Annotated in this window: 15 protein-coding genes and 1 pseudogene; 1 reads left to right on the top strand and 15 read right to left on the bottom strand. The window is 71.7% G+C overall.

Going from position 1 to position 15,595, the window contains the following annotated elements:
• Window positions 1-22 precede the first annotated feature (22 nt).
• The 14 genes and pseudogenes from tolB to LMH63_RS19475 form a co-directional block, all read right to left on the bottom strand.
• On the bottom strand, window positions 23-1,393 hold the full coding sequence (gene tolB, locus LMH63_RS03040; RefSeq protein ID WP_229332706.1) for a Tol-Pal system beta propeller repeat protein TolB: 1,371 nt from the start codon (window positions 1,391-1,393) through the stop codon (window positions 23-25).
• Window positions 1,386-2,474 carry a cell envelope integrity protein TolA gene (gene tolA, locus LMH63_RS03045; RefSeq protein WP_109680200.1) on the bottom strand — a complete coding sequence of 363 codons (1,089 nt, stop codon included), beginning with the start codon at window positions 2,472-2,474 and terminating at the stop codon, window positions 1,386-1,388. The genes tolB and tolA overlap by 8 nt, the downstream gene beginning before the upstream one ends.
• 2 nt (window positions 2,475-2,476) lie before the next feature.
• Complete coding sequence (gene tolR / locus LMH63_RS03050; RefSeq protein ID WP_109680209.1) at window positions 2,477-2,878, bottom strand: protein TolR; 402 nt, start codon at window positions 2,876-2,878, stop codon at window positions 2,477-2,479.
• 58 nt (window positions 2,879-2,936) lie between these two features.
• Window positions 2,937-3,638, bottom strand: a complete 702-nt coding sequence (gene tolQ / locus LMH63_RS03055; protein ID WP_109680199.1) for a protein TolQ — start codon at window positions 3,636-3,638, stop codon at window positions 2,937-2,939.
• Window positions 3,628-4,053: a tol-pal system-associated acyl-CoA thioesterase gene (ybgC, locus tag LMH63_RS03060; RefSeq protein WP_199225759.1), complete on the bottom strand. Its 426-nt coding sequence runs from the start codon at window positions 4,051-4,053 to the stop codon at window positions 3,628-3,630. The genes tolQ and ybgC overlap by 11 nt, the downstream gene beginning before the upstream one ends.
• Window positions 4,054-4,581: 528 nt before the next feature.
• Window positions 4,582-5,937: a sigma 54-interacting transcriptional regulator gene (locus tag LMH63_RS03065; RefSeq protein WP_109680198.1), complete on the bottom strand. Its 1,356-nt coding sequence runs from the start codon at window positions 5,935-5,937 to the stop codon at window positions 4,582-4,584.
• A gap of 2 nt (window positions 5,938-5,939) precedes the next feature.
• Window positions 5,940-6,509: a hypothetical protein gene (locus LMH63_RS03070; RefSeq protein ID WP_109680197.1), complete on the bottom strand. Its 570-nt coding sequence runs from the start codon at window positions 6,507-6,509 to the stop codon at window positions 5,940-5,942.
• A gap of 40 nt (window positions 6,510-6,549) precedes the next feature.
• A complete protein-coding gene (locus LMH63_RS03075) occupies window positions 6,550-8,088 on the bottom strand; it encodes a HAMP domain-containing sensor histidine kinase (RefSeq protein ID WP_229332707.1) in 1,539 nt (512 codons plus the stop codon).
• Window positions 8,089-8,121: 33 nt separating this feature from the next.
• Window positions 8,122-9,165, bottom strand: coding sequence for a Holliday junction branch migration DNA helicase RuvB (ruvB, locus tag LMH63_RS03080; RefSeq protein ID WP_109680196.1), 1,044 nt, complete (start codon window positions 9,163-9,165; stop codon window positions 8,122-8,124).
• 14 nt (window positions 9,166-9,179) lie between these two features.
• On the bottom strand, window positions 9,180-9,782 hold the full coding sequence (gene ruvA / locus LMH63_RS03085; RefSeq protein WP_109680195.1) for a Holliday junction branch migration protein RuvA: 603 nt from the start codon (window positions 9,780-9,782) through the stop codon (window positions 9,180-9,182).
• Window positions 9,783-9,806: 24 nt separating this feature from the next.
• Window positions 9,807-10,313 carry a crossover junction endodeoxyribonuclease RuvC gene (gene ruvC / locus LMH63_RS03090; protein WP_229332708.1) on the bottom strand — a complete coding sequence of 169 codons (507 nt, stop codon included), beginning with the start codon at window positions 10,311-10,313 and terminating at the stop codon, window positions 9,807-9,809.
• 7 nt (window positions 10,314-10,320) lie between these two features.
• Window positions 10,321-11,064 (bottom strand): YebC/PmpR family DNA-binding transcriptional regulator, encoded by a 744-nt coding sequence (locus tag LMH63_RS03095; RefSeq protein ID WP_109680193.1) that lies wholly within the window; start codon window positions 11,062-11,064, stop codon window positions 10,321-10,323.
• Window positions 11,065-11,349: 285 nt separating this feature from the next.
• Window positions 11,350-12,087, bottom strand: coding sequence for a patatin-like phospholipase family protein (locus tag LMH63_RS03100; RefSeq protein WP_229332709.1), 738 nt, complete (start codon window positions 12,085-12,087; stop codon window positions 11,350-11,352).
• A gap of 130 nt (window positions 12,088-12,217) precedes the next feature.
• Window positions 12,218-12,397: pseudogene (locus tag LMH63_RS19475) on the bottom strand (hypothetical protein); the annotation flags it as partial.
• A gap of 151 nt (window positions 12,398-12,548) precedes the next feature.
• Between LMH63_RS19475 and LMH63_RS03105 the strand changes: the two are divergent.
• Window positions 12,549-13,796: an HDOD domain-containing protein gene (locus LMH63_RS03105; RefSeq protein WP_109680192.1), complete on the top strand. Its 1,248-nt coding sequence runs from the start codon at window positions 12,549-12,551 to the stop codon at window positions 13,794-13,796.
• A 34-nt stretch (window positions 13,797-13,830) separates the two neighbouring features.
• Here the strand turns inward: LMH63_RS03105 and LMH63_RS03110 are convergent, their stop codons facing one another.
• On the bottom strand, window positions 13,831-15,531 hold the full coding sequence (locus LMH63_RS03110) for an AMP-binding protein (RefSeq protein ID WP_229332710.1): 1,701 nt from the start codon (window positions 15,529-15,531) through the stop codon (window positions 13,831-13,833).
• Between the last annotated feature and the right edge of the window lie 64 nt (window positions 15,532-15,595).

Genomic DNA, 15,595 nt, shown 5'->3' on the forward strand with positions numbered 1-15,595 from the left:
GAGAGCTTGGGGTAGAGGGTAATCATTGCGGCAGCGGCGACCAGTCCGGCTCGCGCACCTCGGCGGGGAAGTCGGTGAGCTCGCCCTGGGCGCGGCCGTAGACGGACACGGTGGCGAGCTCGCTGTCTCCGCCGGTGGCCCGGGTGTACGCGATCATCGTACCGCTTGCCGAGAAGCTCGGCGATTCGTCCAGCGAGCCCTCGGTGAGCACCCGCATGAGCTCGCGCTCGAGGTCCATGACGGCGATGCGGAAGTTGCCGTCCTGGCGATGGACGAAGGTCATCAGCCGGCCGTCCGTGGAGAGGTCCGGGCTCGCGTTGTAGCTGCCCTGGAAGGTGACCCGTTCCGCCTCGCCGCCATCGGCGGCGACGCGGTAGACCTGCGGGCTGCCACCGCGGTCGGAGGTGAAGTACAGGTGCTCGCCGTCCGGCGACCAGGCGGGCTCGGTGTCGATGCCGAAGTGCCGGGTCACCCGGCGGGGCTGCCGGTCACTGCCTGGCGTCAGGATGTAGATGTCCGGGTTGCCGTCCTTGGAGAGGGTCACCGCCAGGCGCTCGCCGTCCGGGGACCAGGCCGGGGCGCCGTTCAAACCGGGGTAGTCGGCCACCACCTCGCGCGCCCCGCTTGCCACCGTCTGCACGAAGATGCGCTGGTCGCGCCCGGACTCGAAGGAGACGTAGGCGATGCGCTCGCCGTCGGGAGACCAGTCCGGGGAGAGGATCGGCCGGCCCGAGGTGAGGATGGTCTGCGGCCCGTGACCGTCCGCCTGGGCGATCACGAGCTTGTGCTGCTGCTCGTCGCCGCTGCCCTCGACCTGGACGTAGGCGATGCGCGTATTGAAGCCGCCCGGGCGGCCGATCAGGCGCTGGAAGATCTCGTCGCTGATGGTGTGGGCGAGCGGGCGCAGGGCGTCGGCGTTGACGCGGAAGCGCTTGCCCTCCAGCCGGTCGCCGCCGTAGACGTCCAGCAGCTCGTAGCGGACCGTATAGCGGCCCTCGGCTCCGCCCTCGATGCGGCCCACCACCAGGCTGTCCGCGCCGAGGGCGCGCCAGTTCTGGAAGCGGACGTCCTCGAAACGGCTCGGCTGGCCGAGGTGGTTCTCCGGGTCGAGCGGGTCGAACAGGCCGCTGCGGTAGAGGTCGGCGCGGATGATCCCGGCCATGTCCGTTGTCGGCGGCACGGCGCCGGCGCCCACCTGAAAAGGCACCACCGCGATGGGCAGCGCGCCCTCGGCGCCGCCGGTGATCTCGATGCGCACCTGGCCCGCCGCCGGGGCGGCCAGTGCGAGGGCGAGGAGCAGGCACAGCAGCCGCAACATGAGGTCCCCCTTGCCGTGGGTCTTGGCCCGTCGCCATTGCGGGCGGCGGGTAGTGTAAGCCAGCTGTTCACTCATCGGGGCGGAACTCGAATCGCACGCCCTGGCGATAGGGAGCGGCGAGCTCGGGGTCGTCGGGCATTGGCAGCGGGTCGGCGCGCAGGACGGCCGTCTCCGCCGAGCGGTCGAAGGCGGGGTTGCCGCTGCTCTCCACCACGCGGGCTTCGAGCACCGTGCCACCGGCGCCGAGCCGGACCTCCACCACGCAGGACAGCCCATCCGGGGTGCCTGCGGGGCGGGTCCAGCTGCGCCGGACCTTGTCGCGGATGGCGGCATCGTACTGGCTGCGGGCCTGGGCGATGCGCCGCTCGCGGGCGGCCTGTTCCCGGGCCTCGGCTTCACGCCGCATCTCCTCGCGGAGCGCCTGCTCGCGCTCGCGTCGCGCCTGTTCCTCGGCTTCGCGCCGGGCCTGCTCCTCGGCCTCCCGGCGTGCCTGTTCCTCCGCCTCGCGCCGGGCCTGCTCCTCGGCCTCCCGGCGTGCCTGTTCCTCCGCCTCGCGCCGAGCCTGCTCCTCGGCCTCCCGGCGCGCCTGCTCCTCGGCTTCGCGGCGGGCCTGTTCCGCGGCCTCCTGTTCCCGGCGCGCCTGCTCCGCGGCCTCGCGCTCCCGCCGTGCCTGTTCCTCGGCCTCGCGCCGGGCCTGTTCGGCAGCCTCGCGCTCGCGTCGCGCCTGGGCTTCCGCTTCCTGGCGCGCCTGCTCCTGCGCCTCCCGCTCGCGCCGGGCCTGCTCGGCCGCCTCGCGTTCCCGCTCGGCCTGCGCGGCGGCCTCCTCGGCGGCCTGACGCTCCGCCTCGCGCTCGGCCTCGAGGCGCGCCTGCTCCTCGCGCAGGGCCTCCAGCCGCTCCTGTTCCGCCTGCCGCTGAGCCTCCAGCTCCGCCAGCGCCTCCTCGCGCTCACGCCGCTGCGCCTCGCGCTCGGCCTCCAGCCGCTCCACGGCCTGCTCCACCTCCTGCTCCTCCACGGCGATGGCCTGGATCGCCTCGCCGTCGTCGTCCGCGCCCCGGGTGGTGGGCGCGAGGTTGAGGCTCAGCGCGAACAGCCCGAGGAGGGCGACGTGGGCGAGTATCGAGTAGAAGACGTAGAGAAGATCGCGGCCGGCCATGCTCAGCCCTCCGCCGGCGGCTGCGTCATCAGCCCCACCTGAGGGACGCCGGCCTGCTTCAGCGCGGCCATGATCTCGATCACCCGGCCGTAGGGCACCCCGGCGTCCCCGCGCACCAGTACCGGTGTCTGGGGCTGCTCGCGCATCACGGCAGTGACGTTCACCACCACCTCCCGGGCGGAGACCGGCTCATCGTCCGCCTGGGCGCCGATGCTGAGGTAGAAGCGGCCCTCCCGGTCCACCTCCACGATCACCGGCTCGCGCTCCTCCTGGGGCAGCGGCTCGCTGCCGGCCTGGGGCAGCTCGATCTCCACGCCCTGGTAGAGCAGCGGCGCGGTCACCATGAAGATCACCAGCAGCACGAGCATGACGTCGATGTAGGGGACGACGTTGATCTCCGCCATCGGCCGGCGGCGCGTGCGACGGGTACCGGCAGTGATGCCTCCCTTCACCGGTGCCTCCCTACTCCGCCGCGCTCGCGCGCGGCAGGTTCTGGCTGTGCACGTGGCGCTGCAGGATGCTGGTGAACTCCTCGACGAAGATCTCGTAGCGGTTGGTGAGCCGCTCGATCTGGCTGGCGCAGCGGTTGTAGGCAATCACCGCCGGGATCGCGGCAAACAGGCCGAGGGCGGTGGCGATCAGGGCCTCGGCGATGCCCGGCGCAACCGTGGCCAGCGTCGCCTGCTGCATGTTCCCGAGCGCGCGGAAGGAATTCATGATGCCCCAGACCGTGCCGAACAGGCCGACATAGGGGCTGGTGGAGCCCACGGTGGCGAGGAACGGCACGTAGGCCTCGAGCTGGTCCAGCTCCCGGGTGAGCGAGACCCGCATCGCCCGGTGCGACGCCTCGACGGTGGATTCCGCGCCCGCCTGCTGCTTGCGCATGCGCGAGAACTCGCGGAAGCCGGCACGGAAGATCCGCTCCATGCCGCCGGTCTCCTCGTGGGGCTGGCTGACCTGGCTGTAGATCTCGGCGAGATTGCCGCCGGACCAGAAGCGGTCCTCGAATTCCTCGGCCCCGGACTGCGCCTGACGCAGCGCCCGGTGCTTGCGGAAGATCAGGGCCCAGGAGGTCACCGAGGCCGCGAGCAGGATGAGCATCACCAGCTGGACGACGAGGCTCGCCTCCAGCACCAGGTGCATGATGGAAAGGTCAACCGACATCGTCGAGCCTCGTGCAGATCTCTGGGGGCAGCGGCCGCGGCCGGCCCGTGGTGTCCATGCAGACCACCTCGACCCGCCCCCGACAGAGGGTGGCCTCCGCGGGCGCCAGGGCGTGGGTCTCCTGGTGAAAGCAAAGCCGCGCCCGGCCCCGGCGGGCGGCCCGGGTGAGCACCTGCAGCCGGTCGTCCAACCGCGCCGGCGCGAGGTAGTCCACGCTCAGGGAACGGACCACGAACAGCCGCCCGGTACGCTCGGTGAGCTCGGCCTGGCCGAAGCCGAGCGCCCGCAGCCATTCGGTGCGCCCGCGCTCGAACCAGCGCAGGTAGCTCGTATGGTAGGCGACGCCTCCGGCATCCGTGTCCTCGTAGTACACGCGCAGGGCGAGGGTGTGCGGCGCGGTGGGCTGATCGTGCAAGCCGTCCGTCCATCCCCGCGTGGCGCAGCCATCACCGGGTGCCGGCGATCACGTTCGGGCGGGGAATAATTTGTTGCCATCTCCAGAAGATGCAGCGCATCGCTCAGACGGAACACTAAACATCCGGGGCCCTCGGCGCAAGCCGGAAAAAGCGGACCCCCGGCCGCCCTGCGGCGACCGGGGGTCTGTCTGTAGAAGGCACCTGCAGGCCGGAATGAGGGGGTGACGGGGCTTTCGAACACCTGCAGGTGCGTAACCGTGGCGGGCCTCGCGGTGGCCCGCCTTGTCCTGCAGGTAGCAAACGCCGTGCCAGGATCCTCATCTCGCTGTTCTGTCAGGTTTTCTGACAATTTCTGCCGCCGTCGACGGCGCTGGAGCCGGTTCAGCTGTTGCCGGCGGGAGACGGGCGGGAGGGGCAGCGGGGGCTGTGCCGGCCCTCACGGGCAGAAATCCAGCCGTGCGGCGGGCGATCAGGCGGTCTGCGCGGCGGCGGCCCGCGCTGTCGCCGGATGGCGACAGGCCGGGGGGTCAGCGTGCCTGCTTGAACAGGCTCGGGTTGAGGTCGTGCCGGTTCAGCAGCTTGTAGAACTCGGTCCGGTTGCGCCGGGCGAGGCGCGCGGCCTGGCTGACGTTGCCCTCGGTGATCTGCAGCAGCTTCACGAGGTAGTCGCGCTCGAAGTCCCGTCGGGCGTCGGCGAAGGCAGGCAGGCCCGGGGTGTCATCGCGCAGGGCGCTCTGGACCAGGTCGTCCGGCACGATGGGGGCCGTGGAGAGTATTGCCGCCTGTTCCACGACGTTGTAGAGCTGGCGGATATTGCCGCGCCAGGGCGCGCTCACCAGCCGCTCCATGGCCTCGGGGGCGAAGCCGCGCAGGCGCTTGCCGTACTTGGCGGCGAGCTGGGAGAGAAAGTGGTTGGCGAGGAGCGGGATGTCCTCGCGGCGCTCGGCGAGCGGCGGCAGCGACAGGCTGACCACGTTCAGGCGGTAATAGAGGTCCTCGCGGAAGCGGCCTTCGGCCATCTCGTCCTCGAGGTCCCGATGGGTGGCGGAGATGATGCGCACGTCCACCGGCAGGGCGCGGGTGGAGCCCACCGGGCGGATCTGCTGCTCCTGGAGCACCCGGAGCAGCTTCACCTGCAGCGACAGGGGCATGTCGCCGATCTCGTCGAGGAACAGCGTGCCCCCGTCGGCGGCCTTGAACAGCCCCTCGTGATCGCTGGTGGCGCCGGTGAAGGCGCCCTTCCTGTGGCCGAAGAGCTCCGACTCCAGAAGGTTCTCCGGGATGGCACCACAGTTGACCGCGACAAAGGCCCCATCGGCGCGGCGGCTCGCCTGGTGCACGGCGCGGGCGAGCAGTTCCTTGCCGGTGCCGCTGTCGCCGTGGATGAACACGCTCGCCTCGCTTGGCGCCACCATGCGCGCGCGCTGCAGGACGTCCTCCATCGCCGGCGAGCGGGTGAGGATGTGGGCGCGCCAGGCCTCGTTCTCGCTCTCGGTGGCCTCGCTCCGGGCGCCGGAGAGGCGGATCGCGCTCTCCACCTGCTCGAGCAGCGCCGGCGCCTCGAAGGGCTTGGGGATGAAGCCGAAGACGCCGCTCTTGGTGGCCTCGACGGCATCCGGTATGGAGCCGTGGGCGGTGAGGATGATCACCGGCAGGTTGGGATGACGCCGGCGCAGGTTCTGGAACAGCGTCATGCCGTCCATGCCGTCCATGCGCAGGTCGGTGATGACCAGATGCGGGCGCACGCCGGCCACGTTGGCCAGGGCCTCCTCGCCGCTCTCCGCCGTGGCCACCTCGTAGCCCTGGGAGCGCAGCCGGATACAGAGCAGGCGCAGCACGCCCGGGTCGTCGTCGACGACGAGAATGCGGTGGCCAGTGGTCATGGTCAGTTCCCCTGCGAGCGGTCTCGCTCCTGGATGCTGCGCTCGATGGCCTTCAGGCCCTCCAGCTGCTCGCGCAGTCGTTCGTTCTCCGCGCCCAGAGCCTCCACGCGGGACTCGGCCTCACTGAGCCGCTGCCGCAGCTCCGCCGCCGTGCTCGCGCCGCTGCGCCGGGCGTCGAGCAGATCCCCCAGCAGCCCGGCGAGATGGGCGCGGGCCGGCTCCACGCTGCCGCCGGTACAGGGGGCGAGGCGCCGCTCGATGTCCCCCGCCTGCTCTGGTGGCAATCGCAGCCGCAGGATAGCAGAGCGCAGCCGCGCCTCGGAGCACCCGGGGGCGCTCGCCCGCGGCTCCAGCGCCTCGGCCCGCTCGCGCAGCGCCTCCGGCCCGAGTCCGTCGCTGCGCGCATAGAAGGCGAGCAGATCCAGCGCCACCGGCTGCGGGCGCGGGCGCGGGGCCGGCGCCTCCGCGTCCGGTTCACGCCCGTCGGCTCCCTCCGGCAGCTCGATCGGCAGGTTCTGGCAGCCGGCCAGCAGTACGCCGGCCAGCGCCGCCGGGATCAGTCCCCGTCGCATGGCACGCTCACACTCCCCGGCCGGCCGCGGCCGGCGGTCCTCATTCCCGTTGTTCCCGGACTGCCGGCAGCTGGCGCGGCAGGCTGATGCGCAGGCAGGCACCACGCTCGTGGCCCTCCACCACCTCCAGGCGGCCGCCATGCGCCATCACGTACTCCCGCGCGATGGACAGTCCGAGCCCCGACCCCTTCACGTAGCCCCTCGGCTGGGTGCGCCCCTGATAGAACGCCTCGAATATCCTATCGCGATCGTCCTCCGGTATGCCGGGCCCTTCGTCCGCCACCTCGATGGTCGCCGTGTGCCCGGTCTGTGCGGTAGCGATGCGCAGCCGCCCACCCTCCGGAGAGAAGCGCACCGCGTTCGAGACCAGATTGTCGATCACCGTGTGCAGCTTGCCGCGGTCGGCGGTGAGCTCGCACTGCCCCGTGTCCAGCTCCACCGCCAGGGCCTTGCTGCGGATTGCCGGCTTGTGGTCCTGTAGCACGGCGTCCACGAGGGAATCTGCCGAGACGCTCTCAGCATTCAGGCTCGGACGCTGTGACTGGGTGCGCGAGAAATCGATCAGATCCTCGATCAGCCCCTGCAGCCGCCGGCCGCTGTCGGTGAGGATCTCCGCGATCTCGCGCTGCTCGGCGTTGAGCGGGCCCACTGTCTCCTCGCGCAGCAGGTCGCCGCTTTCGCGAATGGCGGTGAGCGGTGTCTTCAGCTCGTGGGAGACGTGGCGCAGGAAGCGTGTCTTCTGGGCCTCGAGCTCGATCAGCCGCTGGCGCAGCCACTCCAGGCGCTCGCCCACGGCACGCAGGTCGTCCGGCCCGCGCACGCGGATGGGCTGCTCGAAGCGGCCGTCGCCGAGCTGGCGAATGGCCTGGTTGACCTGCCGTACCGGGCGCGAGATGAGCACGGTAAAGAGCCCGGAGGAGACCAGCGTCAGCGGGATCAGGGCGATGGCCATCCAGAACAGCCACTGCTGGGCGGTGGCCGCGGTGCGCTGGAGGACGTCCACCTCGCGGTCGATGAGCTCGCTGCTGTTGGCCCGGATGCCGTCGGCCAGCGTGCGCAGGTCGGCGAACAGGGCGCCGAGCTGCTCCTGGCTCGGCGGCCCGAAGGCCGGTTCCCCGCCCTCTACCGCCGGCAGGGGTGGGGCGGCGACCAGCGGCGGCTCCGGGCCGGAGGCGGTGAGCGGGGGGACGACGAAGCTCCGCAGCCGGCGGTAGAGGGCCTCCTCGCGCTCGCCGATCGCCGCGATGGGCTGCTGATGCGCGGGCTCCGGGTTGAGGCGGGCGAGACGCTCCACCAGCCCCTGAAACTGTTCGTGGTTCTCACGGTAGACGTCGAACAGCGCCGGGTCGCCGAGCAGCACGAACTGGCGGGCGGTCCGCTCCATGGCGGTAAGCGATTCCGACAGGCTGCGGCTGCTCTGCACCGCGCGTACGGCGTCGTAGACCGCGGTGCGCGCCTGCTCCGAGAGCCGGTCGACGTAGACACCGCCGAAGCCGAGCGCGAGCAGCAGCGGCAGGGCCACGACCCCGAACCCGACCAGGATCAGCCCAAGGGTGGAACGCAGACCGGGCAGGCGCATGCCCGTCAGCTCCGTGCCAGGGTCACGGCCATGTCAGTCGTCCGCGAACAGGTCCGGGAGCACCTCGTTGCCCCGCGGCGGGGGCGTGCGGCCGAAGTGCAGATAGGCGTTGCGCGTCGCCATGCGCCCGCGCGGGGTGCGGTGCAGATAGCCCTGCTGGATCAGGAACGGCTCGATGACGTCCTCGATGGTGCCGCGCTCCTCGCCGATGGCCGCGGCCAGGCTCTCCACGCCCACCGGCCCGCCGTCGAACTTCTCCAGGATGGCCAGCAGCAGGCGCCGGTCCTGCATGTCGAAGCCGTTGTCGTCCACCTTGAGCAGGTCCATGGCGGCACGGGCCACTTCCAGGCTGATGCGCCCGTCGGCGCGCACCTCGGCGTAATCGCGCACCCGGCGCAGCAGCCGGTTGGCGATGCGCGGAGTGCCGCGGGAGCGGCGTGCGATCTCGCCGGCGCCGCCGGCGTCGATGGCCAGCGCGAGCAGGCTCGCCGAGCGCTCGACGATGGCGGTGAGCTCCTCCACCGAGTAGTACTCCAGCCGCTGCACGATGCCGAAGCGGTCCCGCAGGGGCGAGGTCAGCAGGCCGGCGCGGGTGGTGGCGCCCACCAGGGTGAACGGCGGCAGGTCGAGCTTGATGGAGCGCGCCGCCGGGCCCTCGCCGACGAGGATGTCGATCTTGCAGTCCTCCATGGCCGGGTAGAGGACCTCCTCCACCACCGGCGAGAGGCGGTGGATCTCGTCGACGAAGAGCACGTCGCCGGGCTCGAGGTTGGTGAGCAGGGCGGCGAGATCCCCCGGGCGGTCGATCACCGGGCCCGAGGTCTGGCGCAGGTTCACGCCGAGCTCGTGGGCGATGATGTGGGCGAGGGTGGTCTTGCCGAGGCCAGGGGGGCCGAAGACCAGCACGTGATCCATGGCCTCGCCGCGCCCGCGCGCGGCGTGGACGAAGATCTCGAGCTGCTCCCGGACCGCGGCCTGGCCGACGTAGTCGGCCAGCCGGCGCGGCCGGATGGCCCGGTCGACGGCCTCGTCCTCGCCGCTGGCCTCACCGCTGACGATGCGGTCGTTCTCGATCATCGCGCCACTCCCGGTCAGCGCACCGCCTTCTGCAGGGCAGCGCGAATCAGCGTCTCACTGCTCTGCCCCTCGGTGTCCAGCCCGTCCAGCAGCCGGCTGGCCTCGGCCGGCTTGTAGCCGAGCGCCACCAGTGCGCTCGCCGCCTCGCTGCGGGCGTCGTCGGCGGGTGCCGCCGGGGCTACCCCCGGCATGCCGGCGCCGCCCGCTGCCGGGGCCGCGCCCAGGCGGTCCTGCATCTCCATGACCAGGCGCTCGGCGGTCTTGCGCCCGACGCCTGGCAGCCTGGTGAGAGTGGCCGTGTCCCGCTGCTGCACACAACGCCGGAACTCGCCGGCGCTGATGCCGGACAGCAGGCCCAGAGCCAGCTTCGGGCCAACGCCGCTCACCCGGATCAGGCTGCGGAACAGCGCCCGCTCGGCCTCGGTCAGGAAGCCGAACAGCACCGGAGCCTCGTCTCGCATGGCGAGGTGCACGCGCAGGGTTACCCGCTCGCCGGCGGCCGGCAGCTCATAGAACGTGGACATGGGTGCCTCGACCTCATAGCCCACGCCCTGCACGTCCACCAGCAGCCAGGGCGGCTGCTTGTCGATGAGGGTGCCCTGCAGGCGGCCGATCATGGCGCTCTACTCTCTCCCGTCGGTTCAGCGCGCGGCGAGCCGCGCCGCCATGCGATCGTGCTGGGCGTGGCAGAGGGCGATCGCGAGCGCGTCCGCCGCGTCCTCCTGCAGCCGGCCCTCGAGGCCGAGGATCATCCGCACCATATAGGCCACCTGGCGCTTGTCGGCGGCGCCGCCGCCCACCAGCGCCTGCTTTACCGCCCGCGGGCCGTACTCGCTCACCGGCAGACCGTGGCTGGCGCAGGCGCAGATGGCCGCACCCCGGGCCTGCCCCAGCTTGAGGGCGGAGTCGGCGTTGCGGTTGACGAACACCTGCTCGATGGCCGCCTCGCCGGTGCCATGCTCGGCGATGAGGGCGCCCAGACCCTCGAAGATGGTGCGCAGCCGCCCCGGGAAGGCCCCGTCACCGGCCTGGATGACGCCGCTGGCGACATACCGGCTCTGCCCGCCATGCAGCTCCAGCACGCCGAAGCCGGTGCGCCGGGAGCCGGGGTCGATGCCGAGGATGCGGCGCGGCCCGGCGTTGCCCACGGTGCGTTCAGGCCTCCTCGTAGGCGGAGGCCTGAACGTCCGCATTGGTGTAGACGTGCTGGACGTCGTCCAGGTCCTCGAGGCGCTCGATCAGGCGCAGGGTCTTCGCGCCCTCGTCCTCGCCCACGGCGACCGTGGTCTCCGGGCGCATGGTCACCTCGGCATCCGCCGGCTCGAGGCCGGCGGCGGTCAGGGCCTCGCGCGCCGCCGTGAACGCCTCCGGGGCGGTCAGCACCTCGAAGGAGCCGTCGTCGTTGCTGACCACGTCCTCGGCGCCGGCCTCCAGGGCGGCCTCCATCAGGGCGTCCTCGTCGGTGCCCGGGGGGAACAGCAGCACGCCCCGTTGCTGGAACAGGAAGGCCACGCAGCCGTCGGTGCCGAGGTTGCCGCCGTGCTTGCTGAAGGCGTGGCGGACCTCGCTCACGGTGCGATTGCGGTTGTCGGTCATGCAGTCGACCATGATCGCCACACCGCCCGGGCCGTAGCCCTCGAACCGGGCCTCCTCGTAGGCGGCGCCGTCGTCGGTCCCGGCGCCGCGGGCGGCGGCGCGCTCGATCTTGTCCTTCGGCATGTTCACCGCGAGCGCGCGGTCGATGGCGAGCCGCAGCCGCGGGTTGGCGTCCGGGTCGTCCCCGCCCTGGCGCGCGGCCACCGTGATCTCCCGGATCATCTTGGTGAAGATCTTGCCCCGCTTGGCGTCCTGCGCCTTCTTGCGGTGCTGGATATTCGCCCACTTGCTGTGTCCGGCCATGGTCCTCCCCGCTCGGCTCGACAGCCTGCCTTCAAGCCCGCAAGCCTAGCATGAGCGGGCCTTGCGCCGGATGGCGAGTCCTCCTGTGCAGGCGATGCCTTCGAGGGTCGGGTTGAACACAACGACACAACGGGCACAACGATGCACAACGTCAGAGGTGAGGGACTGGCTGTGGGACTGCCGTCGGATGATTCCGGTCACCTGCCTCGCAAGCCAATTGCTCTTCGTTGTGCTCCGTTGTGTTCGTTGTGTCGTTGTGTTGAACCCTACCCTGGGAATCGGCAGCTACCCCCCAAGCCCGGGGACGCGGAAGTCGGTCCACGGGAGGGTGGCGTGGCGGCCGAGGGCGTGGCGGTGGTTGGCGAGCCAGGCATCGGCGCGGTCGCGGCCGCGGGCGTGGAGCTGAGTGAGGAAGCCCCAGTCGGCGTTCATCGAGCTGGCCTGGCCGAAGCCGGTGAAGGCGTCGTCGGCGCTGATGCGGTGCAGGCGGGTGCGGCGGGCGAGCCACGGCCGGAGTTCGGCGCAGAGCTCGAGCTCGCGCAGCAGCCCGGCGTTGAAGGTGAGGTCGCTCGCGCGCAGCGTGATCTCCTCGGCGGTGGTGGGCACGGTCTCGCTCCAGCTCTCCTTCAGCTGCACCAGCATCAGGTCCCGGCTGCCGCCGGCGCGCAGCAGCGGCAGCAGCGGCGGATTGCTGCTGTAGCCGCCGTCCCAGTAGTACTCGCCGTCGATGGCCACGGCCTGGAACAGCATGGGCAGGCAGGCGGAGGCCTGCAGCGCCTCGCTGGTGACGTCGCGGTTGCCGAACAGCCGCAGGCGGCCACTGTGCACGCTGGTGGCGGAAACGAACAGCCGGGGCGCGCTCGGGTGGCGCAGGGCATCGAAGTCGACACTGTCGGCGAGAACCCCGGCCAGGGCGTTGAAGCCACCGGGATTCAGCTGATAGGGCGAGGCCATCCGGGAGACCGTGCGCAGCATCACCAGGGCCGGGCTCTGGTCGCCGGCGAGCAGGCCGCTCGCCGCCATGCCGGTGCTGCGCGCGGCGTCGCTGACTCGCCGCCAGAAGGCAGCGAGGGCTTCGCGGGCGCCCTCGGCGCCCCCCCCGGGTCCAGCCGCTGGCGGTCACGGCGGCGTTAAGCGCCCCGGCGCTGGCGCCGCTCAGCGCCGCCAGGCGCACGTCCCGCTCCTCCAGCAGCCGGTCGAGCACGCCCCAGGTGAAGGCCCCGTGGGCACCGCCGCCCTGCAGGGCGAGCAGCAGCGGCCGGCGTCCGGGTAGCCAGCGCCAGGCCCGGCGGGCCAGGGCGCCGCCGGGTGGGGACGGCGATGACTCAGGCATTGGCCTCCCTTGCCGATATGGCGATCAGTGGGCACGGACGCGGGATGCATGGCCGCCGGCGGGCCCGGGCCCTGTGCTAATGTCGAGCAGGATACCCATCCGGGCAGAAGATGGGTCGAACGGGTTCTCATGCTGGGGGTTGCCGATAACGATGAGCACTGGAGTCGCGCCGCAACTGCTGGAGACGGTGGTACCGCTGCGGGAGCTGGACGACGACGGCCTGCAGACCCTGGCCGCCGAGGCCGAGCTGGTGGACGTGGGCGGGCGCAGCGTCATCTTCCGTGCCGGCCAGGAGGAGGACTGGCTCTACTACGTCCTCTCCGGCGAGGTGATCCTCGTGGATGCCGACGGCGGCCAGCGCAGCGTCGTCGGCATGGGCGACGTGGCCGTCGCCGAGGAGCCGCTCGGCTTCGAGGCGCCCTATGCCGTCAACGCGCTCGCCCGCACCGAGGTGCGCCTGATTCGCCTTGCCCGCTCGCGGGTGCTGGAGCAGCTGGAGAGCCAGCGGCTGCCGGACTACGAGGTCGGTGCCGTCGGGGGGGACAGCGCTGGCGCCGACGGGCTGTTCGCCGGGCTCGTGCAGGATCTCATGGAGGACCGTCTCGAGCTGCCGAGCATGCCGGACATCGCCGTACGCGTGCGCCAGGCGGTGAGCGACGAGAAGAGCAACGCCGCCACGGTCACCAAGATCATCCAGGCCGATCCGGTGGTCGCCGCGCGCGTGCTGCAGGCGGCGAACAGCGCGCTCTACGGCGGCCAGCGCTCGGTGGACAGCCTCAACCAGGCGGTGGTGCGGCTCGGCCTGCGCAACGTCCGCGAGCTGGTGATGGCGGTGACCATGCGCGAGGTCTTCAAGACCCGCCATCCGCTGCTCAACCGGCGCATGGTGGAGCTGTGGATGCACAGCACGCTGGTGGCCTCGGTGGCGGCGGTGCTGGCCCGGCGCCTGGGCAGCGGCTTCGATCCGGACCGGGCGCTGCTGGCCGGGCTGGTGCACGACATCGGCGTGGTGCCGATGATCGGCCACGCGGGCGACTACCCCGAGCTGGCCGAAGACCCGACGCGTCTCGAGGAGGCCATCGGCCGCTACCGCGGCGACGTTGGCTCGATGATCCTGCGGCGCTGGAACTTCCCCGACGACATGATTGCAGTGGTGCTGGATGCCGAGGACTGGACCCGCGCCGGGGAGGGCAAGGCAGACTACGCCGACCTCGTCATCGCCGCCCAGCTGCAGACCTACGCCGGCACGCCGGATGCCGGCCGCTATCCGGATCTTGACGGCCTGCCGGTGGCGGCGCGCCTCGGCCTTGCCGCCGCCGGCGTCACCCAGCAGGAGCCGATCCTCGAGGAAGCGCGGGAGGAGATCGCCGAGGTGCAGAAGCTGCTCATCGGCGGCTGAGACCTGACAACACTTCCGAAACGATTGGTATGGGTCAGGGCTGCTTCTCGCGCAGCGCCCGGCGCAGGACCTTGCCCACGGGCGTTTTCGGCAGCTCCGGCAGGAACTGGATCCGGCGCGGCACCTTGTAGGCGGTCAGGCTGTGCCGGCACCACTCGCGCAGGGCGTCGGGCTCGAGGTCGTTGCCGTCGGCGACGATGTAGGCCACCACCTGTTCGCCCCCTTCCATCGCCGGCTGCCCGACCACGGCGGCCTCGAGCACCCTGGGATGGGTCAGCAGCACGTTCTCCACCTCCGCCGGGAAGACGTTGAAGCCGCTGACGTCGATCATGTCCTTGCGGCGGTCCACGATGCGCAGATAGCCGCGCTCGTCGAGGACGGCGATATCGCCGGTGTGCAGCCAGCCGTCCTCCAGTGCCTGGGCGGTCTCCTGCGGGCGCTGCCAGTACCCCTGCATCACCTGCGGTCCGCGTACCAGCAGCTCGCCGGGCCGACCGGGCGCGGCCTCGGTGCCGTCATCGCCGACCAGCCGCACCTCGGTGCCGGGTAGCGGCAGTCCGATGGTGCCGAGGCGCACCTCGCCGCGGGGCGGGTTGACCGTGACCACCGGGCTCGTCTCCGAGAGCCCGTAGCCCTCGCAGATCGGGCTGCCCACGAGCGAGTGCCACTCGGTGGCCACCTGGGGATGCAGCGCGGTGCCGCCGGCGATGCTGAGATCGATGCTGGTGGGCGGGCTGGCGCGGAACCACGGCTCGCGCAGCAGGCCCTGGAACAGGGCGTTGACCCCGGAGAACTTGGTTACTGCAAAGCGCTCGAAGGCCCGCCGCAACTTCGACGGTGGCCGCGGCGAGGGGCAGAGCACGTTGTGGCAGCCCGCCGCGAAAAAGACCAGGAGGTTAAAGGTGAAGGCGAAGATGTGGTAGAGCGGCAGGGCGGTCAGGACCACGTCCTCGCCGCGGCGGATCGCCGGTCCCGCCACCGTGTCCACCTGGGCGAGATTCGCCAGCAGGTTGCCGTGGGTCAGCGCCGCGCCCCTGGCGACCCCGGTGGTGCCGCCGGTGTACTGGAGCAGGGCGAGGTCCTGCGGGGTCAGGCTCACCGTCTGCAGCGGGTACCGGGCACCGCGCCGCAGCGCCTGCCGGAAGGGGGCTGCGCCCGCTGGCTGAGGCGGGCGCTCGCGGCGGACATGGCGCAGCACCGCATGCACCAGCCAGCGTCGGGGGGGCGGCATCAGGTCGGCGATGCCGAGGGTGACCACCCGCTCCACCGCGGTGCCCTCGAGGGCCTCGGCGAGCTTGTCGGCGAACAGGTCGATGATCACCAGCACGCGGGCGCCGGCGTCGGTGAGCTGATGGCGCATCTCCGGCGCGGTGTAGAGCGGGTTGACGTTAACGAGCACCGCGCCGGCGCGCAGTATGCCGAAGGCGGCCACGGGATAGCCGAGGCAGTTCGGCGTCTGCACCGCGACCCGGTCACCGGGACGGATGCCGGCGTCATGCTGCAGCCAGGCGGCGAAGGCGTCGGCCAGACGGTCGACGGTAGCGAAATCGAGGGTGCCGGTAAGGCCGTTGTCGAGGCACACGGAGAACGCCGGGGCGCGTGAGTAGCGCTGCGCCGTGCCGCGCACGAGCTCATCCAGGCTCGCCTCGGCCCGCGGGCGGAACGGCTCGTCGTAGCCGCCCACGGCACGCGAGGGTGCCGATGCGCCCGCCATGGGTTGCTCGACGCCGGTCATGCCTTGCTCTCCTCACTCGGGGCTGCGGCGTCGCCCGCAACCCCCTGATACACTGCCCGTCTTG

Origin of the sequence: Spiribacter halobius (genome assembly GCF_020883455.1) — a bacterium.
In the GTDB taxonomy this organism is placed as follows: Bacteria; Pseudomonadota; Gammaproteobacteria; order Nitrococcales; family Nitrococcaceae; genus Sediminicurvatus; species Sediminicurvatus halobius.